23 protein-coding genes are annotated in these 21,459 nt (G+C 63.7%); 11 read left to right on the top strand and 12 right to left on the bottom strand.

Annotated elements, in window-relative coordinates; all coding sequences use genetic code 11:
* Window positions 1-23: 23 nt before the first annotated feature.
* Window positions 24-446, top strand: a complete 423-nt coding sequence (locus NKJ80_RS15000) for a phasin family protein (RefSeq protein ID WP_352497819.1) — start codon at window positions 24-26, stop codon at window positions 444-446.
* A gap of 160 nt (window positions 447-606) precedes the next feature.
* A complete protein-coding gene (locus NKJ80_RS14995; protein WP_023681725.1) occupies window positions 607-1,104 on the top strand; it encodes a MaoC family dehydratase in 498 nt (165 codons plus the stop codon).
* Between the two features lie 15 nt (window positions 1,105-1,119).
* Here NKJ80_RS14995 and NKJ80_RS14990 read toward each other — a convergent pair whose 3' ends face one another.
* Window positions 1,120-2,589 carry an MFS transporter gene (locus NKJ80_RS14990; RefSeq protein ID WP_352497818.1) on the bottom strand — a complete coding sequence of 490 codons (1,470 nt, stop codon included), beginning with the start codon at window positions 2,587-2,589 and terminating at the stop codon, window positions 1,120-1,122.
* 131 nt (window positions 2,590-2,720) lie between these two features.
* Between NKJ80_RS14990 and NKJ80_RS14985 the strand changes: the two genes are divergently transcribed.
* Window positions 2,721-3,614, top strand: coding sequence for a LysR family transcriptional regulator (locus NKJ80_RS14985; RefSeq protein ID WP_352497873.1), 894 nt, complete (start codon window positions 2,721-2,723; stop codon window positions 3,612-3,614).
* A 4-nt stretch (window positions 3,615-3,618) separates the two neighbouring features.
* Here NKJ80_RS14985 and NKJ80_RS14980 read toward each other — a convergent pair whose 3' ends face one another.
* Window positions 3,619-5,037, bottom strand: coding sequence for an aminotransferase-like domain-containing protein (locus NKJ80_RS14980; RefSeq protein ID WP_352497817.1), 1,419 nt, complete (start codon window positions 5,035-5,037; stop codon window positions 3,619-3,621).
* Window positions 5,038-5,143: 106 nt separating this feature from the next.
* Here NKJ80_RS14980 and NKJ80_RS14975 point away from each other — a divergent pair, with 106 nt between their 5' ends.
* Entirely contained in the window at window positions 5,144-6,007 is an 864-nt protein-coding gene (locus NKJ80_RS14975) for a DMT family transporter (RefSeq protein ID WP_023706042.1), read from the top strand.
* Between the two features lie 28 nt (window positions 6,008-6,035).
* Here the strand turns inward: NKJ80_RS14975 and NKJ80_RS14970 are convergent, their stop codons facing one another.
* Genes NKJ80_RS14970 through NKJ80_RS14960 form a run of 3 tightly spaced genes read right to left on the bottom strand, consistent with a single transcriptional unit; the run spans window position 6,036 to window position 8,475 of the window.
* Window positions 6,036-7,076, bottom strand: coding sequence for a zinc-dependent alcohol dehydrogenase family protein (locus NKJ80_RS14970; protein ID WP_023825747.1), 1,041 nt, complete (start codon window positions 7,074-7,076; stop codon window positions 6,036-6,038).
* A gap of 36 nt (window positions 7,077-7,112) precedes the next feature.
* Window positions 7,113-7,763 (bottom strand): maleylacetoacetate isomerase, encoded by a 651-nt coding sequence (gene maiA / locus NKJ80_RS14965; protein WP_352497816.1) that lies wholly within the window; start codon window positions 7,761-7,763, stop codon window positions 7,113-7,115.
* A gap of 4 nt (window positions 7,764-7,767) precedes the next feature.
* Window positions 7,768-8,475, bottom strand: a complete 708-nt coding sequence (locus NKJ80_RS14960) for a fumarylacetoacetate hydrolase family protein (protein WP_352497815.1) — start codon at window positions 8,473-8,475, stop codon at window positions 7,768-7,770.
* Window positions 8,476-8,683: 208 nt separating this feature from the next.
* Between NKJ80_RS14960 and NKJ80_RS14955 the strand changes: the two genes are divergently transcribed.
* Window positions 8,684-9,367, top strand: coding sequence for a response regulator (locus tag NKJ80_RS14955; RefSeq protein WP_023672627.1), 684 nt, complete (start codon window positions 8,684-8,686; stop codon window positions 9,365-9,367).
* 123 nt (window positions 9,368-9,490) lie between these two features.
* On the opposite strand, the gene NKJ80_RS14950 is transcribed toward NKJ80_RS14955, so the two are convergent.
* On the bottom strand, window positions 9,491-10,834 hold the full coding sequence (locus tag NKJ80_RS14950; RefSeq protein ID WP_352497814.1) for a hybrid sensor histidine kinase/response regulator: 1,344 nt from the start codon (window positions 10,832-10,834) through the stop codon (window positions 9,491-9,493).
* Window positions 10,835-10,837: 3 nt separating this feature from the next.
* Window positions 10,838-12,007 carry an FIST N-terminal domain-containing protein gene (locus NKJ80_RS14945; protein ID WP_502902203.1) on the bottom strand — a complete coding sequence of 390 codons (1,170 nt, stop codon included), beginning with the start codon at window positions 12,005-12,007 and terminating at the stop codon, window positions 10,838-10,840.
* A gap of 263 nt (window positions 12,008-12,270) precedes the next feature.
* Between NKJ80_RS14945 and NKJ80_RS14940 the strand changes: the two genes are divergently transcribed.
* The 4 genes from NKJ80_RS14940 to NKJ80_RS14925 all read left to right on the top strand — a co-directional run bounded on the left by NKJ80_RS14940 (window position 12,271) and on the right by NKJ80_RS14925 (window position 17,452).
* Complete coding sequence (locus tag NKJ80_RS14940; RefSeq protein ID WP_023681712.1) at window positions 12,271-12,771, top strand: (2Fe-2S)-binding protein; 501 nt, start codon at window positions 12,271-12,273, stop codon at window positions 12,769-12,771.
* Window positions 12,772-12,894: 123 nt separating this feature from the next.
* Entirely contained in the window at window positions 12,895-15,240 is a 2,346-nt protein-coding gene (locus NKJ80_RS14935; RefSeq protein WP_023725654.1) for a xanthine dehydrogenase family protein molybdopterin-binding subunit, read from the top strand.
* 103 nt (window positions 15,241-15,343) lie between these two features.
* Window positions 15,344-16,141: an FAD binding domain-containing protein gene (locus tag NKJ80_RS14930; protein ID WP_023725655.1), complete on the top strand. Its 798-nt coding sequence runs from the start codon at window positions 15,344-15,346 to the stop codon at window positions 16,139-16,141.
* Between the two features lie 288 nt (window positions 16,142-16,429).
* Window positions 16,430-17,452, top strand: a complete 1,023-nt coding sequence (locus NKJ80_RS14925) for an acyltransferase family protein (protein ID WP_352497812.1) — start codon at window positions 16,430-16,432, stop codon at window positions 17,450-17,452.
* A 39-nt stretch (window positions 17,453-17,491) separates the two neighbouring features.
* Here NKJ80_RS14925 and NKJ80_RS14920 read toward each other — a convergent pair whose 3' ends face one another.
* The 5 genes from NKJ80_RS14920 to NKJ80_RS14900 form a co-directional block, all read right to left on the bottom strand.
* Window positions 17,492-17,998: a GNAT family N-acetyltransferase gene (locus NKJ80_RS14920; protein WP_352497811.1), complete on the bottom strand. Its 507-nt coding sequence runs from the start codon at window positions 17,996-17,998 to the stop codon at window positions 17,492-17,494.
* The gene (locus NKJ80_RS14915) at window positions 17,998-18,768 is read right to left on the bottom strand and encodes a copper homeostasis protein CutC (protein WP_502902202.1); all 771 of its coding nucleotides are present in this window, start codon (window positions 18,766-18,768) and stop codon (window positions 17,998-18,000) included. Before NKJ80_RS14915 ends, NKJ80_RS14920 begins: the two co-directional genes overlap by 1 nt.
* A 109-nt stretch (window positions 18,769-18,877) precedes the next feature.
* Entirely contained in the window at window positions 18,878-19,312 is a 435-nt protein-coding gene (locus NKJ80_RS14910; RefSeq protein ID WP_023735277.1) for a cupin domain-containing protein, read from the bottom strand.
* Between the two features lie 78 nt (window positions 19,313-19,390).
* On the bottom strand, window positions 19,391-19,777 hold the full coding sequence (locus NKJ80_RS14905; RefSeq protein ID WP_352497809.1) for a hypothetical protein: 387 nt from the start codon (window positions 19,775-19,777) through the stop codon (window positions 19,391-19,393).
* 64 nt (window positions 19,778-19,841) lie between these two features.
* Entirely contained in the window at window positions 19,842-20,438 is a 597-nt protein-coding gene (locus NKJ80_RS14900) for an alpha-ketoglutarate-dependent dioxygenase AlkB (RefSeq protein ID WP_023730738.1), read from the bottom strand.
* A 148-nt stretch (window positions 20,439-20,586) separates the two neighbouring features.
* Here NKJ80_RS14900 and NKJ80_RS14895 point away from each other — a divergent pair, with 148 nt between their 5' ends.
* On the top strand, window positions 20,587-20,814 hold the full coding sequence (locus NKJ80_RS14895; protein WP_023691072.1) for a KTSC domain-containing protein: 228 nt from the start codon (window positions 20,587-20,589) through the stop codon (window positions 20,812-20,814).
* A gap of 135 nt (window positions 20,815-20,949) precedes the next feature.
* Window positions 20,950-21,330, top strand: a complete 381-nt coding sequence (locus NKJ80_RS14890) for a hypothetical protein (protein ID WP_352497808.1) — start codon at window positions 20,950-20,952, stop codon at window positions 21,328-21,330.
* Window positions 21,331-21,459: the final 129 nt, after the last annotated feature.

Genomic DNA, 21,459 nt, shown 5'->3' with positions numbered 1-21,459 from the left:
GCGACAACTGGGGAGCACGAGCAATGGCCAAACAACCCGACTCGGATTCATTCATGGACATGTTCAGCCGGTTCGGCCGTGACCTGAAGGTGCCGAATGTCGAGGCGATCCTCGCGCATCATCGCAAGAACCTCGAGGCCCTGGAAAGATCGGCGCGGGCGGGAGCTGCCGGCGCGACCTCATTGTTGTCCAGACAGCGCGAGATGCTGCAGGACACGCTGCGTGAAGTCAGCGACATGGCGCAGAGCTACAAGGCGCCGGGCAATCCCCAGGAACTGATGACAAAACAGGCGGAGTTCGCCAGGAAATCCTTCGAAGCCGCCCTGAAAAATGCCGGCGAAGTGGCCGAGCTGGTCAAGAAATCCGGCACCGAATCGATCGAAATCCTGCGCAGCCGCATCAAGGAAGCGATGGAGGAAATCCGCTCGGGCTATGACAAGAAGTGACTCTCAACGCAACCATGAGAGGAGTGGGCCGGTTGCGGCGCATGAGCATGGACGAGGGACGCTGTTTGGCGGAAAATGGCGGAACGGAATCGCAACGGGCGAATTGACAGGAGCCGTCCGTTCGTGGTCCGAGGCACTGGGAGCCACCGGGAAAGCAGGAATGACGGAACTACGGCCGAAAACGCCGCCGACCTTCGAGCAGTTAAGGGCGATGGCCGGGCAGGAGCTCGGCGTGTCGGAATGGACGACCGTCGACCAGAACCGCATCAACCAGTTTGCCGAATGCACAGGCGACCATCAGTGGATCCACGTCGATCCGGAGCGGGCGAAGCGGCAGAGCCCATTTCGCACCACGATCGCGCATGGCTATCTGACGCTGTCGATCATCGGCGCGCTGGCGCTGGGCATGGGCATCGTCCCCGAAAACACGCAAGCCGCCTTCAATTACGGCTTCGACAAGGTGCGGTTCCTGGCGCCCGTCAGGGTCGGCGCACGCATCCGGCTGCGCACGACGCTGTTGTCGGTGGAGGACAAGGGGCCGGGCCAGTATCTGATGAAGGCCGCCAATACGGTCGAGATCGAGGGCGAACAGAGGCCGGCGCTGACCGCCGAAACGCTGGTCATGCTTTATGAGCGGCGCAAGCGGGCGGGAGCGTAAGCTCCCTATCTTCGGTCATGATGGCTGTTGCCGCACCGACAGCCTGCCGCCGGCGCGGGTCGAGAGCAGTGCCAGCAACAGCGCAGCCACCGCCAGGACCGTTGCCGTCTGAAAGGTAACCTGCATGCCGTGCGCGGCTGCCGCTGAGGTCAGCATGTCCTGGCTTTGCCGTTCTCCCGTCGAGGCAGCCGCAAAAATGGCGCCCATAAGCGATGCGCCGGTGATCAGGCCGAGATTGCGCGACAGATTGAGCAGGCCGGACACCACGCCGCGCTCGCCGGCAGCGACACCGCTCATGACGGCGGCATTGTTGGATGTCTGGAACAGGGCGTACCCGAAGCAGGTGACGGCGATCGGCACGATATAGCTGGCAATGCCGAGTTTTGTTGCGGCGAGCGACAAAAGCAAGGTGCCGTTGACCAGGCCGAATAGTCCGGCGATCATCATCCTGTTGGTACCGAAGCGATCGGTGAGGCGGCCGGCGATAAGTGCCGAGAGCGCGGAGACCAGCGGACCTGTCGACAGGACCACGCCGACCATCGCAGCATTGAGCCCCAGCCCTCGCGACAGATAGAACGGAGCGACCACCAGGGTCGCCATCATCACTGTGGCGACAACGAGGTTCGTGGCGAGGCTGGCGCTGAGCCGGATGTCGTACAACCGGGCAAGCCGGATCAAGGGATTCTTTGCCCTCTTCTGCGCGACGCCGAACAGAACGACGCCGATGCCGGCGGCAACCAGCAGGCCGGTGTTGAGGGCGCCGAAATGGCCGTGGCCGAGCGTCATGGCCAGTGCATAGGCGGCGAGCGTCAGGCCTAGCAAGACCGTCCCGATCGCGTCGAACCCGCCTTGAACGCCCGCAGCCTTGCCGCGGGCAGGCAGGGCCAGCCAGGCGAGGGCAAAGGTCAGGAGGCCGAGCGGCACATTGACGAGGAAGAGCGCCCGCCAGCCAAAGCCGGCGATCAGCAAGCCGCCGAGCGAGGGTCCGAGCGTCGTGCCGATCGCCGACATGGCGCCGAGCAGGCCCATGGCGCTGCCGGTTCTCTCCTTGGTCACGGTCTCCGCGACAAAGGCCAGCGTCAACGCCATCATCAGCGCGGCACCCAGCCCTTGCACGGCGCGCGCCGCAATCAGCAGCCAGAGCGTCGGCGCCAGGCCGCAGAGCACCGAGGCCAGTGTGAACAGCGCGATGCCGCCGAGCAGCAACGGCCGGCGGCCGACCATATCGGCCAGCCGGCCGGCGCTGACGATCAGGGCCGTGATGGCGAGCAGATAGGCGAGAACCACCCATTGCACGGACTGGAACGACGCACCGAACGCCTGCATCAGGGAAGGCAGTCCGACGCTGGCAATGCTGGTTCCAAGCGACGACAGCAGCGTGGCGAGCGACAGGCTGGCCAATGCCAAGACAGGAGAGTGGGCCAGGCCTGCGGACCGGGTTTTCTGCGGCGCCGATGTGCACTCGTTCTGCTCAGCAATTGCCATGGCGATTTCCTCCTTGTCAGTCCCGCAACCGGACCTGTCGGAGATCTAGTCGTCAGGGTGGAATGGCGGAAGGCGCAACATTTGCATCTTATTCGTGCACCAAACGCCATGGCATGTGCTACTATCCGCCGATGGCATCGCCCGATCTCAATCTACTGTTCGCGCTCGACGTTTTGCTCGCCGAAGGCAGCGTGGCGCGCGCCGCCAGCCGGCTACGGCTCAGCCCGTCGGCGATGAGCCGCACGCTGGCGCGGCTGCGGGAAGCGACCGGCGATCCGCTGCTGGTCCGCGCCGGCCGCGGCCTGGTCCCGACGCCGCGCGCGGAGGCATTGCGGCAGCAGGCCGGCCGTGTCGTCCACGATGCGGAAACGCTATTGCGTCCCGCCAGGCTGCTCGATCTGGCAAAGCTGGAACAGATCTTCACGCTGCGCACCAATGAAGGGTTCGTCGAGGAATTCGGGCCGCGTCTTGTCGCCCGCATCCAGGCCGAGGCGCCGGGCGTGCGGCTGCGATTTGCGCCGAAAGCCGACAAGGATGTCGCCTCGTTGCGCGACGCAGCGATCGATCTGGAAATCGGCGTTGCCGGCGAGACCGGACCGGAGGTGCGCATACAAGCGCTGTTCCGTGACCGCTTCGTCGGTGCTGTGCGAGCCGGCCACCCTTTGAGTGAAGGCGCGGTAACGCCTGAACGCTACGCGGCCGGCCGCCACATCAGCGTTTCACGGCGGGGTCGGGAAAGAGGGCCGATCGATCAGACTTTGGCGCAGCTCGGCCTGCAGCGAACCGTGGCGTGCATGGTCTCCGGCTTTTCGGCTGCACTCGCCATGGCGCGCGCTTCGGACCTGATCGCCAGCGTGCCCGAACGGCACACGCAAGGCGCACGCGCCGGCATGGTCAGCTTTCCGCTGCCGGTCGCCACGGTGGAGGTCACCATCTCGATGCTATGGCATCCACGGCTCGATGCCGATCCGGCGCAACGCTGGCTGCGAGATTGCGTTCGGGAGGTCTGCGCGGCCTCCCACTGAGCGCTCAGCGCGCCATTGCCGCCTTGAGCACCCTGAAAATCCGCTCGTCCTGGCACTGGGCAACGTTGAAGCGCAGGAAGCAGCTGGCGGTTCCCGACAGACTGAATGCGTTGCCGGGCGCCAGCACGATGTTGTCGGCCAGCGCGCGGCGGGCGATTTCGGCCGCATCCACGCCATCGGGCAGGCTGCACCATAGGAACAAGCCGGCCGGTTGGTCGATCCAGGGCGTGATGCCGATCGCCTTCAGGCGCGCGCCCGTCTCGCCCATGGCGCGGGAAAGCCGCGCGCGCAGCAATTCCATGTGCTTGCGGTAGCTGCCGTCCCTAAGCAGCGCCAGCACCAGTTCGGCCGCCAGCCGGCCGCCGCCGAAGGTGGTGGCAATCTTGAGGTCGGTGAGTTGCTCGATCCAGTCGCGCGGTGCCGCGATGAAGCCGCAGCGAACCGACGCCGATAGCGTCTTGGAGAAGCTGCCGATATGGACGACGCGGTTGAGGCCGTCGAACGCCGCCAGCCGAGGCGCTGGGCTGTGTTCGAAATCGGCGAAGATATCGTCCTCGATGATGGTCAGGTCCGACTGGTCGGCGAGCTTCAGCAGCCGGTGCGCGGTCACCGGCGACAGGATCGCGCCGGTCGGGTTGTGGATGGCGGAATTGGTGATGTAGAGGCGCGGCTTGTGCTCGGCCAGTGCCTGGGCGAACAGCTCGATATCAGGCCCGGATGGCGTGTAGGGCACGCTGACGACCTTGGCGCGGTGGGCGCGCAGCAGCGCGTGAAAATTGAAATAGCAGGGGTCGTCGACCAGCACGGTATCGCCCGGTTCGATCAGGAAGCGGCACAGAAGATCGATGGCCTGCGTGCCCGATTCGGTCAGCATGATCTGTTCGGGCGAGACCTCGATGCCGTGGCCAGCCATGCGCCGCGCGAGCAATTGCCTGAGCGGCGGCAGGCCGAGCGGCGTGCCGTAATCGGCTAGGTCGACATCGTCGGCGCGCGCCACGGTGCGCAGCGCCCGGCGCAAGGCCCCCTGCGGCATCCATGAGGCCGGCATCCAGCCGCAGCCGGGTTTCAGCATCTCGTCGCCGGCTTCCAGTGACTGGCGCGAAACCCAAAGCGGATCGACAGCGCGGTCGAGCCGCGGGCCTATCTCGGCCAGCGACAGTGGCGCCAGCGATCCGGCGGCATAAAAACCCGAACCCGGCCGTGAGCGTATCGCGCCTTCGGCAGCGAGCCGCTCATAGGCTTCGACCACGGTCGACTTGGACACCTGCATGGCCTTGGCAAAGGCGCGGATCGAAGGCAGCCGCGCGCCTGGCGTCAGGCTGCGCGCCGATATCCGCTGGCGGATGGTCGCCATGACAGTTTCCACAAGCGTGGTCGCGACAGGAGGGTGCGCATTGCCGGTTTCCAAAATGAGTTCGGTCATCTGTATTGCTCTGATAGCCATTACAGTTTTGCGGAATTGTACTGCATTGTCTCTGGCTGCACCATAGGCACTTGCCCGATAGAGGGCGAAAGCAATGGAGCCTGGAATGGACAAAACCGCGAGCGGCTGGATGAACGGATTCATCGGCGTGCTGATCTTCTCAGGCTCGCTGCCGGCAACGCGCGTGGCCGTGGCCGATTTCGATCCGATATTCCTGACCTCGGCCCGCGCCGCGATTGCCGGACTTCTCGGTCTCGCCATGCTGATGCTGTTTCGGCAGAAACGCCCGGAGCGCGGCGATTTTCTGTCGCTGGTGATCGTCGCCCTTGGCGTGGTTGTCGGCTTTCCCTTGCTCACCGCGCTGGCGCTGAAGCACGTCACCTCCGCCCATTCCATCATCTTCGTCGGCCTGCTGCCGCTGGCCACCGCGATCTTCGGCGTGCTGCGCGGTGGCGAGCGTCCGCGCCCGGCCTTCTGGCTGTTTTCCTGCATCGGCAGCGCGCTGGTCGCCGGTTTTGCCCTGATGCAAGGCGTGACGGCCTCACCTGTCGGCGACGGCCTGATGCTGGCCGCCATCATCGTCTGCGGCCTGGGCTATGCCGAGGGGGCGGCATTGTCGCGCAGGCTGGGCGGCTGGCAGGTGATCTGCTGGGCGCTGGCGATCTCGCTGCCGATCATGCTGGTTCTGACCTTTGCGACGCTGCCGTCGTCCTTCGCCGGCATCGGCTCTCACGCCTGGATGGGTCTCGCCTACGTCTCGCTGTTCAGCATGCTGATCGGCTTCGTGTTCTGGTATCGCGGCCTGGCCCAAGGCGGCATCGCTGCCGTCGGGCAGTTGCAGTTGCTGCAGCCCTTTTTCGGCCTGGCGCTGGCAGCGTCGCTGCTGCACGAGCAGGTCAGCCCGCTGATGGTGGTCGTGACGCTCGGCGTGGTGGCTTGCGTGTTCGGGGCGAAGAAATTTGCGCGCTAGGAGTTTGGTGGTGGAGGGCGACTCCGCCCTAGAACTTCGTCACCACCCCAATGCCAATCCCCTCGAACCCGCCCATTGCCACCAGCGCCGCAGGCGCCTCATCAAGGCTGATCTTCTTGCCGACCAGCAGTTCGGGCTTGAGCTTGCCGGTGCGGATCATCTCCATCATGGCGGGGTAGCGGTGGGCCTGCATGCCGTGGCTGCCGAGGATTTCCAGCTCGAAGGCGATCACCTTGTCCATCGGCACTTGCGGGCGGGCGTGTTCGCCCAGCATCAGGCCGACCTGCACATGGCGGCCGCGCCGGCGCAGATTGGCAATCGAGTTGAACGATGTCGTGGGGTGGCCGAGCGCGTCCATCGACATATGCGCGCCGCCATTGGTGATCTGCTTGATCGCCTTGACCACGTTCGGCGTGGTCGAGGCGTTGATGGTCGCCACGGCGCCGATCTTTCTGGCGAAGTCCAGTTTCTCGTCGGTGAGGTCGATGGCGATGACATTGGCGCCCATGGAACTGGCGATCATGATCGCCGACAGGCCGACGCCGCCGCAGCCATGCACCGCCACCCATTCGCCCGGCGTCACCCGGCCCTGGTCGACAATGGCGCGAAACGAGGTGACGAAGCGGCATCCGAGGCTGGCGGCGGTGGCGAACTCCATCTCCTCGGGCAGGCGCACGAGATTGGTGTCGGCATGCTCGATGGCGACATATTCGGCAAACGATCCCCAGGCGGTGAAGCCGGGCTGCGTCTGGTGTTCGCAGACCTGATGATTGCCCGAATTGCATTCGAAGCAGCGGCCGCAGCCGACGCAGAACGGCACGGTGACGCGCTCGCCGGCCTTCCAGCGGGTCACCCGCTTGCCGACGGCGACGACGATGCCGGCCAGTTCATGGCCCGGCACATGCGGCAGCGTGATGCCGTCATCATGACCCATCCAGCCATGCCAGTCGCTGCGGCAGAGCCCGGTCGCCTCGACCTTGATGACCACACCGTCCGCGGCCGGTTTCGGATCCGGCACGGTCTGGATTCTCGGCGCCTCGCCGAATCTTTCGAAGACGACGGCTTTCATCGGCAACTCTCCGTGCTCTGCTCCGGCATTGTGAGCCTATTCGGCATCTATCTGATTCTCCGGCGCCGCCTTCTGAAAGGCCGGCAGCGCCATGCAGGCGGCGTGGATGCGCGAGATCTCGGGGTAGGGTGTCAGGTCGACGCCGAAGCGGGCGTTGCTGGCGATCTGGGCGACCAGGCAGATGTCGGCGAGGCCCGGTGCGTCGCCATGGCAAAATGTGCCGGTCTCATCCGATGAAGCCAGAATCTTTTCAAGCGGCTGGAACCCTTCGTTCACCCAGTGGCGAAACCAGTGGATGACATCCTGGTCGCCGGCGCCGAACAAAGTGCGCAGCGAGGTCAGCACGCGCAGATTGTTCACCGGGTGGATGTCGCAGGCGATCATCTGCGCTAGCATTCGCACGCGCGCCCGGCCGAGCGCGTCCTTCGGCAGCAGCGACGGTTCGGGGTGGGTCTCGTCGAGATATTCGATGATTGCCAGCGACTGCGTCAAAAGCGTGCCGTCGCCCAGGATCAGCGCCGGCACCAGCCCCTGCGGATTGACCGCGCGATAGGCCGGCTCCAGATGGTCGCCATGACGCAGATGATGCGGCACGTAATCGTAGCTTAGCCCCTTCATCTCGAGCGCGATGCGCACGCGGTAGGAGGTGGAGGAGCGGTAGTAGTTGTGGAGGACGAGGTCGCTCATCGGGTCACGGCTTGTCGGTGGAATCTTGGCCGACGGTGATCTCGATGGTGCCGATGCCGTCGACGCCGCCGGTCATCGTCTGTCCCGGCGCCACCGCGCCGACGCCGGCCGGCGTGCCGGTGAAGATCAGGTCGCCCGGTTGTAGTACAACCGCACTGCTGCAGATCGAAACGATATCGGCGATCGGCCAGATCAGTTCGGCGAGGTCGCCCTCCTGCTTCACCGCGCCGTCGACGGCGAGCCAGATGCGGCCCTTTTGCGGATGGCCGGATTTGGCGGCCGGCACCAGCGGACCGCAGGGTGCCGAGCGGTCGAAGGCCTTGGACCAATCCCAGGGCCGCGCTGCTTTCTTGGCTTCGTCCTGCAGGTCGCGGCGGGTGAGGTCGATGCCGGCGCCGTAGCCCCAGACATGGTCTAGCGCCTCAGCGCGGGGAATGCGGAAGCCGGCCTTGCCGATCGCAGCGACCAGCTCGATCTCGTGGTGCAGGTTCTTGGTCAGCGGCGGGTAGGGGATCGTGGTGCCGGAATCGACCACCGCGTCGGCCGGCTTGGTGAAGAAGAAGGGCGGGTCGCGTTCGTCATTGCCGAGTTCGCGGGCGTGCGCGGCGTAGTTGCGGCCGACGCAGAAGATGCGGCGGACCGCAAAGCGCTCGGCCGAGCCTTCTATGGCGACCGATGGGGTTGCGGGCAAGGGGAGGACGAAGTCTGTCATGCCAGGTCTTTCTGCTTCAACTGCCGGCACATTTGACCGATTTGAACCCCCGGGCAAGGCATCAGCGTCCGCAAAAGCACGAGCTGCGCCTTGATTGTCGGATAAAGTCGGCTTCGCCTCCGGGGGTTAAGATGGCGATAGACTATTTGCCAATAAGCTGGCCATACCAGCGGGAGTATCGTGCCCACGGAGAACTGAAACAAACACCATGACCGCAATCAACGATCGCGCCCGGTTTCTGATCATCGACGACCATCCGCTGTTTCGCGAGGCGCTGCACAGCGCCGTGCAGATGGCGTACCCGGAAGTCGACACGGTGGAGGCGCGCTCGATTGCCGAAGCGCTCGATCTCCTGGGTGGGATAAAACCGTTCGATCTGGCGCTGCTCGATCTCAACATGCCCGATGTGCATGGCTTTGACGGGTTGCTGCAGCTGAGGACCCGCCATCCGCGGCTGCCGGTGGTCGTCGTCTCGGGCTATGAGGAGCCGAAGATCATCTCCGAGGCGTTGTCCTATGGCGCTGCCGGCTTCATCCCGAAATCGGCGCGCAAGAGCGATCTTGCGGCCGCAATCCGCTCGGTGATGGAGGGCGCGATCTATGTGCCGGAGACCTATGAGGGACAGCCGCCCGACGCCGACAGCGCCGACCGCGCCGACATGGTGCAGCGGCTGGCCAAACTGACGCCGCAGCAGCTGCGCGTGCTGCAGATGCTGCGCCAAGGCCTGCTCAACAAGCAGATCGCCTACGAGCTGCAGGTCGGCGAGACCACGGTCAAGGCGCATGTCTCGGAGATCCTGCGCAAGCTCAACGTCTACAGCCGCACGCAAGCGGTGATCGAGGTGTCGAAGCTGGACAATGCGGAGCTGTTTCGCGATCAGGCCGGGTTTTGATCTTTACCCTCCCCCTTGTTGGGAGGGTCGATCCGCGAAGCGGAGCGGGGTGGGGGACCTTGGCGCTGCACCCCGCCCCGGCGTTGCGCGCCGACCCTCCCCATCAAGGGGAGGGTATGGGGCTCAAGCCAGCAGATGCGCCAGCAGCGCCCTTAGCTGCGCCGGTTTCAGCGGCTTGCGCATCAGTTCGATGCCGGCGGCGCGGGCGGCTTTGGCGATGGCCTCCGATCCGTCGGCGGTGACGATCAGCGCCGGCACGGCGCGGCCGAGATAATCGCGCACTTCGGCTATTGTTGCGGTGCCGAGGTCGCCGTCGTCGAGATGCTGGTCGGCAATGACGATGTCGGGCACCCAGTCGGTGTCGCCGAGCAGGCTGAGCGCATCCTCGGTCGAGGTCGCGGCACGCACCAGGCACTGCCAGCGCTCGAGCAGGAAGGTCATCGCCTGCAACACATCGGCGTCGTTTTCGACCAGCAGCACCTTGGTGCCGAACAGGCCGTAGCCGCGCGGCCGCTCCATCTCGGCAAGGCTGGCGATGGCGTCGGCGCTGGCGCCGATGCCGACCGGCACATCGATGTGGAAGATGGTGCCGCGCCCGACTTTCGACGAAAACGTCACGGGGTGGCCGAGCGCGGCGGCCATGCGCCGCACGATGGCAAGGCCCAGCCCCAGCCCGCCGCCGGAAATTCCGGTATCGGCCGGAATGGCGGAGCCGCGATGGAATTCCTCGAACACCGCCTCGCGCTGGTCGTCGGGAATGCCGCAGCCGGTGTCGGCGACATCGATGCGGATGGTGTCGCCGCGATGCCTGGTGCCGACCAGCACGCCGCCCGAGCGGGTATAGCGCAGCGCATTGGACAGGATGTTCTGCAGGATGCGGCGCAAAAGCGTGCGGTCCGAACGCACCACGGCGCTGACCGGGCGGAATTTCAGTGTCAGCCCCTTCAGCTTGGCAACCGGCTTGAAATCCGAGCGCAGCGACGAAAACAACGTCTCCAGATTGACGTCGCCAATGTCGGGCTGGACCACGCCGGCGTCGAGCTTGGAAATGTCGAGCAGCGTGCGCAACAGGTCTTCCATCGTCTCCAGCGAGCGCTCGACCTGACGGACGAGTTTCTTGCCCTCGTCGCTGGTCTGCACTTCGGCCAGTGCCGAGACCGAGAGGTGGGCGGCGTTCAGCGGCTGCAGCACGTCATGGCTGGCGGCGGCCAGGAACCTGGTCTTGGACAGGTTCGCCAGCTCGGCGTTTTCCTTGGCGGCGCTGAGGTCGATGTTCGACTGTTCCAGCCGGCGCAAGGTCGAGTGCAGTTCCTCGGTGCGCATGCGCACCCGGTTTTCCAGTGAAATTGCAGTCTGGAACAGCGAGAAGGCATTGCCCTGCTGGTCCATCGAGCGCTCGACGCGGCTGACCAGAGCGGCGTTGATCTTCTTCAGCCTGTCGACGTCGTCGATGTCCCTGAGCGGCATGGGCTATTCCGCCGCCTGGCGTTCGCCGAAGGCGATGCCGGTGAAAGTCTGGTTGAGGTGCATCGAACGATACTGTTCGCCATAGGTGCCGAAGCCGATGACATTGTTGACCCGGTAAAGCTCCGAAATGTCGCGGAACACCTGGCGGTTGCGGGCGTCGAGCCGGCGCAGCACGCAATCGAAGCCGAGGATCATGTCGATGCCGCCGAGCCGCTCCTCGACGTCGCGCAGTGCGGCGCGCGTCGATTCCACCATGTCCTTGGGCTGGGCGATGGACAGCACGACGCCGTCGTCGATGGCGCAGAAGAACGACAGCGAGCCGTCGGGATGCATCTTCTGGATCGAGCGGCAGTAGTATTCGCCGCCCACCTTCACCACAACGGGGTGAGAGGCGAAGCTCAGCGGCGTCAGGTTCTGCGCAACGATGCCGACCGAGGCTGCATATTCCTCGGCCGCATTGGTGGCGTTGAACTCGCGCACGGTGCGGTGGTCCGGGTCGGATGCCGTCACCACCAGCTTTTCGTCGGTGGGGATGAAATTGTCGGTCTTGAAGACGTGGAAGGGAATTTCGGTAGCAATCAACACGATGATGGCGCTGTCTGACGCCACCTTGCCGTTCGAAATCAGACTGGTGGTTTCGAATTTGAGGTCGTCGCCCGCCGAACCGCCGAGCAGCGGGATGTCGTCCAGCCCCCAATGGATGGCCGAGGTCACCGCTTCCTCGGCAAAGGACAGGCCGTCGATGAAGCAGAGCGCGAAGGTGCTTTTGGTATGGCAACAGCCGAGGCGCCCGCGCAGTAGGCGCCGCAAGCCCTCGACTTCATCAGTGATCCTGTCCATGCCCGACGAGGAGAGATTGTCGACCATGGTGCTGACCGCCGAAAACGACGCGGAGGGAAAGAGCAGCGCCAGCACATGGCCTTCCTCCAGGCCCTGGGGGGTGATCTCGCCGGCGGTCGAGCAGGCGGCGTAGGCCAGCGTCGGTGCGTGGGTCTTCAGCCCTTGCGAAAGGACGCTCGCGTCAAACAAGCTCTGGGAGAAGAACAGCAGGGCAAAGCCGGCATCGATGGCTGCGGCCTCGACAGCGACCGCCAGGGCGAATGCATCGGCGTCGGGCTCGTCGGTGGTGAGCGCCGACAGACCGGATGCATAGCTCGTCCGTGAACTGGCCAGAGGCTTCCTCCCGATATCCTCCGACGCTTCCTGCGCGCGCCCGTTTTATGTCTCTCGGCGAGCTGGCGTCGAGGGCATTGTTGCCCCCTATTCGCTCTTTGGCAATGGGGCGGACAGGCCCATGATTTTCGTTTTCTCCATGACCGAAAGTACAATGAGCGCCGTGTGTTTTTTGCGCTTTTTGCAGTGTACCAATAGCGCATGGCCGAGCGCCAAAGCCGCATCGGCAGCATGACTACCAAGGTCATACCCAGGGAGGATGCATGTCGGACGTTTCGTTTGTCGTGAACGGAAAACGGATCAGCGGCGCTGCCGAGGACCGAACGCTTCTGGTTCATTTCCTGCGCGAAAATCTTGGTCTCACCGGAACGCATGTCGGTTGTGACACCTCTCAATGCGGCGCCTGCGTCGTGCATGTCGACGGCAAGGCGGTGAAGTCCTGTTCGATGCTGGCCGTGCAGGCCTCCGGGTCGACCGTGGTGACGATCGAAGGGCTTGCCAATGGCGGCGACCTGCATCCGATGCAGGCCGCGTTCAAGGAACATCATGGGCTGCAATGCGGCTTCTGCACGCCGGGCATGATCATGACGGCGACCGACATGATCGCGCGCCATCCCGAAGGCCTTGACGAGGCGACGGTGCGCGCCGAGCTCGAAGGCAACATCTGCCGCTGCACCGGCTACCACAACATCGTCAAGGCGATCCTCGCCGCATCGCAGACGATGGCGAAGGTGCCGAAGGGCAGGGCGAAACAGGCAGCGTAAGAAAGAAGCGAGTAGTGAATAGTGAATAGCGAGTAGTCGGTTTAGCCGAACCGCTCCGAGCACAATTCCCTACTCACTGTTCACTATTCGCTACTCACTATTCGCTATTCCGGAGGAATTCCTATGGGCATTGAAGGCATCGGCGCTCGGGTCGTGCGCAAGGAAGACAAACGGTTCATCACCGGCGCCGGCCGCTATGTCGACGACATGGTGGTTCCCGGCATGAAGCATGCCGCTTTCGTGCGCAGCCCGCACGCGCATGCTCAGATCAAGAAGATCGACGTCAGACGAGCGCAGGCGATGCCCGGCGTCATCGGCGTCTTGACCGGCAAGGAGCTCAAGGCCGACGGCATCGGCAACCTGATCTGCGGCTGGATGATCCATTCCAAGGACGGCTCGCCGATGAAGATGGGCGCGTGGTCGCCGCTGGCGGTCGACAAGGTGCGCTATGTCGGCGATGCGGTCGTCATCGTGGTGGCGGAAACTAAGGGCCAGGCCCGCGACGCGGCCGAAGCGGTCGAGATCACCTACAAGGAATTGAAGGCGGTGGTCGATGCCACCAAGGCGCTGCAAAAAGGTGCGCCGCAGGTCCATGCCGATGCCGAGGACAATCTGATCTTCGACTGGGAGATCGGCGACGCCAAGGCGACCGACGCGGCGGTCCAGGCGGCGGCCCATGTCACCCGCATGAAGATCGTCAACAACCGGCTGGTTCCCAACGCCATGGAGCCGCGCGCTGCGCTTGGCCATTACGACAAGGCCGAGGACCATTTCACCTGCTGGACGACCTCGCAGAACCCGCATGTAGCGCGGCTGGTGATGAGCGCCTTCTACAATGTCGCACCGGAAAACAAACTGCGCGTCATTGCGCCCGATGTCGGCGGCGGCTTCGGCTCGAAGATCTACATCTATCCCGAAGAGATCGTCTGCCTTTGGGCGTCGAAGAAGACCGGCGTGCCGGTCAAATGGGTTGCCGACCGTACCGAAAGCTTTCTCACCGACGCGCATGGCCGCGACCATGTCTCGACGGTCGAAATGGCGTTCGACAGGAACAACAAGATCACCGGTTTCAAGGTCGACACGATCGCCAATCTCGGCGCCTACATGTCGCTGTTCTCGTCTTGCGTGCCGACCTATCTCTACGCGACGCTGCTGTCGGGCCAGTACAACATCCCGACGATCCACGCCAATGTGCGCACCGTCTACACCAACACGGCACCCGTCGACGCCTATCGCGGGGCAGGGCGGCCGGAAGCCACGTATCTGCTCGAACGGACAATGGAGACGGCCGCGCGTGAACTTGGGGTCTCTCCGGCGGAGTTGCGGCGCATCAATTTCATAACCGAGTTTCCGCACCAGACGCCGGTCATCATGAATTATGACGCCGGCGATTATGGCGCTTCGCTCGATGCGGCGACAAAGGCGTCCGACTATGCCGGCTTTGCCGAACGCAAGGCTGCCGCCGCCAACCAAGGCAGGCTGCGCGGCATCGGCATGAGCTGTTACATCGAGGCCTGCGGCATCGCGCCGTCGGCGGCGGTCGGCTCGCTCGGCGCCGGCGTCGGTCTGTGGGAATCGGCCGAGGTGCGGGTCAATGCCGTCGGCACGATCGAGGTGCTGACCGGCTCGCACAGCCATGGCCAGGGCCATGAGACGACCTTCGCGCAACTCGTCAACCAGCGTTTTGGCGTGCCACTGGACTCGGTCTCGATCGTCCATGGAGATACCGACAAGGTGCAGATGGGTATGGGCACCTACGGCTCGCGCTCGGGCGCGGTCGGCATGTCGGCAATCGCCAAGGCGCTCGACAAGGTCGAGGCCAAGGCCAAGAAAATCGCCGCCCATCTGCTCGAAGCCGACGAGGGCGACATCGTCATCGAGAATGGCGAGGTCAAGGTCGCCGGCACCGACAAGAGCCTGCCCTGGTTCCAGGTGGCTCTTGCCGCCTACACCGCTCACAATCTGCCGGCAGGCATGGAGCCGGGACTGAAGGAAACCGCCTTCTACGATCCGGCGAACTTCACTTTCCCGGCGGGCTGCTACATCTGCGAGGTCGAGATCGATCCGGAAACCGGCACGACCGAGATCGTCCAGTTCGTCGCGGCGGACGATTTCGGCAACATCATCAACCCGATGATCGTCGAGGGTCAGGTGCATGGCGGCATCGCCCAGGGTATCGGCCAGGCGCTGCTGGAAGGCGCGCACTATGACGATAGCGGGCAGCTGCTGACGGCGAGCTACATGGACTACACCATGCCGCGCGCGGACGACCTGCCGTCATTCAAGGTCTCGACGTCGAACACGCCGTGTCCGAGCAATCCGCTCGGCATCAAGGGCTGTGGCGAGGCCGGCGCCATCGGCTCGCCGCCGGCGGTCATCAACGCCATCACCGACGCTTTGGGGATTGTGGACATCGCCATGCCGGCCTCGCCGTCGACGGTGTGGGCGGCGATTAGGGCGAAGAAATGAGTGAGTAGGGAGTAGTGAGTAGGGAATGGGCATTACCGGAGATGACAGCGTCCCTATTCCCTACTCCCTACTTACTACTGCCTAACCACTTCAGGAGGATCCCATGTACGCAGTCAACTACCACCGCGCCGCCTCGGTCGCCGACGCCGCCAAGCTGGTGAAGAGCGGCGACGCCAGGCTTTTGTCAGGCGGCATGACGCTGATCCCGGCGATGAAGACGCGGCTCGCCGCACCGTCCGACCTGATCGACCTGTCGCGGATCAGGGAGCTGCAAGGCGTCAAGGTGTCGGGCAAGACCGTCACCATCGGCGCCGCCACAACCCATTACGACGTCGCCAATGACGAGAAGCTGCGGAAGGCCTGTCCGGCGCTTGCGCACCTTGCGTCGCTGATTGGCGATCCGGCGGTGCGCCACAAGGGCACGATCGGCGGCTCGGTCGCCAACAACGACCCAGCCGCCGATTATCCGGCGGCGCTCTTGGCGCTGGGCGCCACCATCGTCACCAACAAGCGCGAGATTTCAGCCGCGAAATTCTTCACCGGCCTGTTCGAAACGGCGCTGAAAGAAGGCGAGATCATCACCGCGGTGAGTTTTACCGCGCCGGCCAAGGCTGCTTACGAAAAATTCCGCAACCCGGCCTCGCGCTATGCGATCGTCGGCGTGTTCGTGGCCAAGGGCAAGGACGGGGTCAGCGTTGCCGTCACCGGTGCCGGCGATGACGGTGTGTTCCGCTCGAAGGAGATCGAAGCCGCACTGGCGAAGAATTTTGCCGCATCGGCGCTCGACGGCGTGAAAGTGCCGGCTAAGAATTTGATGACCGACCTCCACGCTTCGGCCGAATACCGCGCCAATTTGGTCGCCGTGATGGCCAAGCGCGCGGTGGCGGCAGCCAACGCCTGACATCATAAAGCTACTGACAAGGAAAGGGGCCATCGCGGCCCCTTTGTTCGTCTGCGGCGGGCTGTAACTGCCCAGTCCTTGCGGGTTCGCTGCCACGCGCAAATCCGTTGTTTCAGGTAATTCCCGTGCAAGAACAGGCGCATACTTCCCAAGGGACTGCCCAGCCCCATTCTCGCACTTGCACAATCTGATATTGCACTGCAATATGTATAGCTCGGCGGAACACGGGGTGGATTCTGCGCGCGGCGGTGTGAGCTGCGCCAAGATCTTGCGTCGTAGAGGATCGGCATGGCCGACATCTCCGCAGCGTCTGTTGCCCTGCCGCGGGCCACAGCCGACAAAGCAGCCAGAGCAAGACTGGCCTATCTCGATGGCTGGCGCGGGCTTTCGATCGCACTGGTGCTGATCGGCCATTTCTTCCCCGTTCCCGGGATCAATCTAGGCGTGCTCGGCGTCGAGTTCTTCTTCGTGCTCTCAGGCCGGCTGATGGGCGAAATCCTGTTCATCGAACGCTTTCCGCTGAAAAAATTCTTCAAGCGCCGCTTTTCGCGCATCTATCCCGCGCTTTTGGTGTTCGTGATATCAGCGATGATCGGGCTCTCCGGCAGCTTTATCGCCTTCAAATGGAAGGCGGCGCTGACGGCGCTGACATTCACCTACAACTATGCCGGAATTCTCATCACCCGCGCCGGCGCGCTCGACCACATCTGGTCGCTATGCGTGGAAGAGCATGCCTACATCATCCTGGCGCTGATCAGCGTGGTGGTGACCGGGCGGGGCAATGTCGTGCGGCTGCTGGTGACGCTGTCGCTGCTGGCGATGGCCAATGGCGCCATTTCGTACTGGGTACTCGGCATGGACTACGAGCACAGCTATTGGCGCACCGATGTGCATATCGCCTCGATCCTGCTGTCGGCATCGATCTGCCAGCTCAAGCACGATGACCGGCTGCCGGCATTCCTGAAGAGCCCCTATGTCAGCCTCGTGTCGGCGGCGGCGGCTATATTGCTGTTCCTCGATCCGGTGCCGACGCCGATCCATTACCTACTGGCGGTGCCGTTGCTGGCGCTTGCCGTCAATACGCTGGACACCAGCAGCCGGCACCTGACCGGCCTGCTATCGTCCAGGCCGATGGCGATGATCGGGCTGTGGTCATACTCGCTCTATCTCTGGCAACAGCCCTTCTACAAATTCGTCGCCGAGCAGGGCAGTGCGCCGATCCCGATGCTGGCCGCGGTCTTTGCCTGCGCGCTGTGCAGCTACTATCTGGTCGAGAAGCCGGCGCGGGCCTGGCTGAACCGGAATTGGTGACAGGCGGGCCTCCAAGGGCCTGTGGCGCCCAGCGATGTGTCAGCCCGCGATCTGCCTGAGGTAGTAGCGCACGGTCTTCTGGCCGCCATGGATCACCGCGTCGCCGACCTCGCCGAAGCCAAGCGCCGCATGGAAGGCGTCCGAAGCCGGATTGGGCGGTTCGACATTGACCTCGCAGGTGACGATGCTGTGGCCCGCGCGTGCCACTTCCCCGAACAGATCCTCGTAGAGCTGGCGGGCATGGCCGCGGCCGCGCGCTTGCGCCGCGACGACGACGCGGTCGACATAGACGAAGCGTGGATAGCGCTCGCGGAACCAGAGGAAATTCGGGCTGTCGTAGCGCGCATCCTGGTCGAAGGTCATGATGAAGGCTTCGAGCGCGCCGATGCGCCTGACGTAAAACGCTTCGCCAAGAAGGAAGGACAGCCGTTCGGGCTCGAGCCATGACAGTTCGGCGGCGTGCTCGTTGTTGAGTGCGAGGATGGCCGCTTCGTCCTGAGGCGAGACACGGCTGATCGGCGACGGCCCAGTCACGGCTTCGCTCATCACGCTCTGGCCGCCGCAATCGTCGCGGCAACCAGCGCCCCATCGGTGACTGTGGTGCGGTATTCGCGGTCGAGATCGGTGCCGCCCATGCCGACTTGCGGGTTGCGGTAGGCCATGGCGCTCGGTACGTCCTTGAGCGCGGCGAAATGCATTTCCGTCAGCCCGGTTGATGCCAGCACCCCGGCGATGTTTTCGGGGTCCAGCGCGCCGCAGCCGAGGATGATGATGCGGCCGTCGGCCTGGCGGACGAGATCCGCCAACAGGCCGGCGCCTTCCGCCGCGGTGTCCCTCTGGCCGCTGGTCAGCACGCGGCCGACCTTGCAGCGGATCAGCGCTTCCAGCGCCTCGGCCGGGTCGCGCGTCATGTCGAAGGCGCGGTGGCAGGTAACGGCGAGCGGACCGGCGGCATCGACCAGCGCGCCCATGCGCGTTTCATCGATGGTGCCGTCGGCATTGAGGCAACCGACGACGACACCGGCGACGCCGAGGTCACGAAGCGCTGCGACATCGGCGAGCATCGAGCTGTATTCGGCCTCGCTGTAGAGGAAATCGCCGCCGCGCGGGCGCACGATGACATGGAAGGGAATGGTCGCGCTCTCGAGTGCGGCGCGCACAGTGCCGAGGCTGGGCGTGATGCCGCCTTCGACCAGGCTGGCGCAGAGCTCGACCCGGTCGGCGCCGGCGGCCTGCGCAGCCAGCAGTCCATCGATGCCTTCGACGCAGATTTCGATCAGGGGGCGAGCATTTCCGGCCAAGGGGCGATCCTTCATGATTGCATGACGGCCAGCCCTAGCATCGGCTCGGTTGGCGGGGAAGCCGGAACAGCCAGTCGCTGCTTGGGCCAGCCCGGCAACCCTGCCTAGGTCCGTAGCGAGAGATCTATTGTTTCTGCAGCACCGTGTTCTTGGCGCCTTGTTCGACCTGGTCGATGACCAGCAGCTTGACCGGGGCGTCGCCGATGTTGGTGGCCTGGTGCCATTGGCCGATCATCTCGATGATGAAATCGCCCGTCTTGTAGGTGTTGCTGTTGCCGGTCTCGACATTCGTCACTTTGAGTGTCCCGGCCTCGACATAGGCGTAGCGGGCAAACGGGTGCTTGTGCACCGGCAGAGTGGCGCCGACCGCAATGTCATAGGTTGAAACCAGCACTTGGACATTTTTCTGCGGCAGCACGATCGGCTGGCCGGACGCCGTCTGGCTGCGATCGGCAAGCGGCGTGACGACAACGGGCGGGCTGGTACTGTCCAGCGCCCGAGCGGGGTTTGCAGATAGCGCCGCCGCGAACAGCAGCATCGATGCCAGGATCTTTCGCATGGTTCCTCCAGGTTTTACCGCCACCGCGCGGGCGCGACGCCAAACTTCTATCTCTCGTCAGTTACTGGAGACACAACGTCATCCGCCGGTGCCGTCGTCCATCATCGTATTCGTGAGCGCTTCATAGATGTTGCTGCATACCTGAGACCGCGGACAGTGTTTTACGATGAATGCCGGCACGACAGTCAGTGCGGCGGCGATCAGGATTTGCAGGAAGAGAGGAGCAGGCTCGAAGCGTTTGCCAAACAAGGCTCGGCAAGCGAAGTAGAGACTTTGAGCCAGGCACGCCCAGACAAGGACATGCAACAGCGTGCTCGTTGCTCTTGCATAGGGCGTTATGTATCCGTCGGGAAAGCCGACCATGCCAAGGTCGACGAGCCACTGCAGAGCCAGCAGGCAGGACAGGCATGCCCACAGAAAGGGCGCTACGCGGGTAACCAAAACTCTGCTGCGATCCACGCTCATGTGCGATCCAAGCACAACTGCGCTCGGCCTTCCAGAGCGGCTGCTGCGTGGCTTGGAGTGTGGCCTATTTCAGAGTGCGCAGCGTGATCGAATAGCGGTGCCCGGCGACCGGCGGAATGCTGTGCTCCCACTCGTGGCGCGCCGGGCCGTCAATGAGATAGACAGATCTCGGCTGAACCTCGATCGTCTCGCGATCCCATTTCGAGCCGTTTTTTCGGCGCAGCCGAAAGCTGCAGGGCGCCAGCAGCGAGACGCCGGCGACGAGATCGAAATGCGGCTTGTCGCGATGCCAACCTATGCCCGCGCCCGGCCGATACTCGTTGATGAGCACTTGCGCGAATTCCGTGGCCTGCCTGCCGGCAAAATCCGCGACCTTGTCGCGAAGCGGCAGCAGGAATTTCGGGATGGGCGGCGCTTCGACGACCTGGCGCCGGTCGTAGTCGTAGCGCCAGCCGAAGCCGGCGACCTGCCGGTTGGCAAGGTGGCCGTGGAAATCGAACGGCTTGAAGGACAGTTCATTGAGGTGACGGACCAGTTCCGCCTCTTCGTCCGTTGTGATCAGGCTAGGCCGGTAAGAAAATCCTTCCGGCAGCGTGTCGGCCGCGCCGAAGAGATCGCCCTGGCTGGCATACGCTGTTGTACTGGATTTCGTCTGTGCCATCTGACGGAGAGATAGGAAGCCTCGCCACCCGGGCAAGATTTTCGGCGTTGTGGTGCGCCTCCCTGTCGGAACCTCCGCATCGTTGCGGCATTACGCATGTTCGAAGCAGGGTTTGGAGAAGATTTGGGGACGAAGCGGGATTTTCGACATGCCGTCCACTGCCATCCGCAATACCCACTACGACCCTTCGACGAAAATCCTCTCGGTCTGGTTCGTCCCGAGCGGAGCCCGCTACGACTACGAGGAGGTCGAGCCCGAGACCTACGCGGCGTTCCGCGCCGCCTTCTCGAAAGGGCAATTTTTCAACGAGTTCGTGCGCGATCGCTACCGGTTTCACCTGGTTGAAGAAGGGCGTCCGCGAGCAACCGGGTTCTGAAGGTGCGGTGATCCGTATAACGTCGCGAACCCCAATTGCTTTTCGAATTGACTTGTTTCAACCTGCTTTGTGGGACGGACAATGCCGTGGTCGAGATGGCCAGAACATTGGGGGAGGCAGCTTTTGAAATGCATATTGATTATACTCGGCGTGGTAGGTGTCCTGTCTTCCGCTGCGTCTGCAAAAGATAATCGACAACACATCGACCCTGCCTATCAAAAAAACATCAACTATCTGGCCGGGCTGTCCGACGCCCAGTTGAAATTGGTCGTAACATGGTCAGCCAACGTCATCGCCGTTACGACGCGATGCCCGGCGCTGCAACTGACTCCAGACGGAAAATCCAAAATAACGGCGATATACATCTTGTACGATGTGCAAGATAAACACCTGATGCCCAATCCCCCCAAATTCAAGAGAGCCATCAGGTTTTATGAAGGCGCTTACCGCACGGCGGCGCAACGCACTGACAGCTGTCGGGCGGAGAAAGCCAAGGACCCGGGAAGCTACCGGTAAATAGTTGTCGGCATGATCGACTAGAAGTGATTTGGCTCGCCGGAGCCCCGGCGAAGCGCGAATTCTCTATAGCCCCTTCGCCAAATCGCCGCGAGAACTCACGGCCCGAAAACGCGACCGGACCGCGCG

The sequence above is a fragment of the Mesorhizobium sp. M0030 genome, assembly GCF_040323695.1.
Taxonomy (GTDB): Bacteria; Pseudomonadota; Alphaproteobacteria; order Rhizobiales; family Rhizobiaceae; genus Mesorhizobium.
Note: the sequence above shows the minus strand (reverse complement) of the source record. Positions and strands in the feature narration are given on the sequence as shown.

Bases quoted from the DNA above. Each gene is read 5' to 3' on its own strand.
- NKJ80_RS15000 (WP_352497819.1), top strand. From the start codon at position 24: ATGGCCAAACAACCCGACTCGGATTCATTCATGGACATGTTCAGCCGG.
- NKJ80_RS14995 (WP_023681725.1), top strand. From the start codon at position 607: ATGACGGAACTACGGCCGAAAACGCCGCCGACCTTCGAGCAGTTAAGG.
- NKJ80_RS14990 (WP_352497818.1), bottom strand. From the start codon at position 2,589: ATGGCAATTGCTGAGCAGAACGAGTGCACATCGGCGCCGCAGAAAACC.
- NKJ80_RS14985 (WP_352497873.1), top strand. From the start codon at position 2,721: ATGGCATCGCCCGATCTCAATCTACTGTTCGCGCTCGACGTTTTGCTC.
- NKJ80_RS14980 (WP_352497817.1), bottom strand. From the start codon at position 5,037: ATGACCGAACTCATTTTGGAAACCGGCAATGCGCACCCTCCTGTCGCG.
- NKJ80_RS14975 (WP_023706042.1), top strand. From the start codon at position 5,144: ATGGACAAAACCGCGAGCGGCTGGATGAACGGATTCATCGGCGTGCTG.
- NKJ80_RS14970 (WP_023825747.1), bottom strand. From the start codon at position 7,076: ATGAAAGCCGTCGTCTTCGAAAGATTCGGCGAGGCGCCGAGAATCCAG.
- maiA (WP_352497816.1), bottom strand. From the start codon at position 7,763: ATGAGCGACCTCGTCCTCCACAACTACTACCGCTCCTCCACCTCCTAC.
- NKJ80_RS14960 (WP_352497815.1), bottom strand. From the start codon at position 8,475: ATGACAGACTTCGTCCTCCCCTTGCCCGCAACCCCATCGGTCGCCATA.
- NKJ80_RS14955 (WP_023672627.1), top strand. From the start codon at position 8,684: ATGACCGCAATCAACGATCGCGCCCGGTTTCTGATCATCGACGACCAT.
- NKJ80_RS14950 (WP_352497814.1), bottom strand. From the start codon at position 10,834: ATGCCGCTCAGGGACATCGACGACGTCGACAGGCTGAAGAAGATCAAC.
- NKJ80_RS14940 (WP_023681712.1), top strand. From the start codon at position 12,271: ATGTCGGACGTTTCGTTTGTCGTGAACGGAAAACGGATCAGCGGCGCT.
- NKJ80_RS14935 (WP_023725654.1), top strand. From the start codon at position 12,895: ATGGGCATTGAAGGCATCGGCGCTCGGGTCGTGCGCAAGGAAGACAAA.
- NKJ80_RS14930 (WP_023725655.1), top strand. From the start codon at position 15,344: ATGTACGCAGTCAACTACCACCGCGCCGCCTCGGTCGCCGACGCCGCC.
- NKJ80_RS14925 (WP_352497812.1), top strand. From the start codon at position 16,430: ATGGCCGACATCTCCGCAGCGTCTGTTGCCCTGCCGCGGGCCACAGCC.
- NKJ80_RS14920 (WP_352497811.1), bottom strand. From the start codon at position 17,998: ATGAGCGAAGCCGTGACTGGGCCGTCGCCGATCAGCCGTGTCTCGCCT.
- NKJ80_RS14915 (WP_502902202.1), bottom strand. From the start codon at position 18,768: ATGAAGGATCGCCCCTTGGCCGGAAATGCTCGCCCCCTGATCGAAATC.
- NKJ80_RS14910 (WP_023735277.1), bottom strand. From the start codon at position 19,312: ATGCGAAAGATCCTGGCATCGATGCTGCTGTTCGCGGCGGCGCTATCT.
- NKJ80_RS14905 (WP_352497809.1), bottom strand. From the start codon at position 19,777: ATGAGCGTGGATCGCAGCAGAGTTTTGGTTACCCGCGTAGCGCCCTTT.
- NKJ80_RS14900 (WP_023730738.1), bottom strand. From the start codon at position 20,438: ATGGCACAGACGAAATCCAGTACAACAGCGTATGCCAGCCAGGGCGAT.
- NKJ80_RS14895 (WP_023691072.1), top strand. From the start codon at position 20,587: ATGCCGTCCACTGCCATCCGCAATACCCACTACGACCCTTCGACGAAA.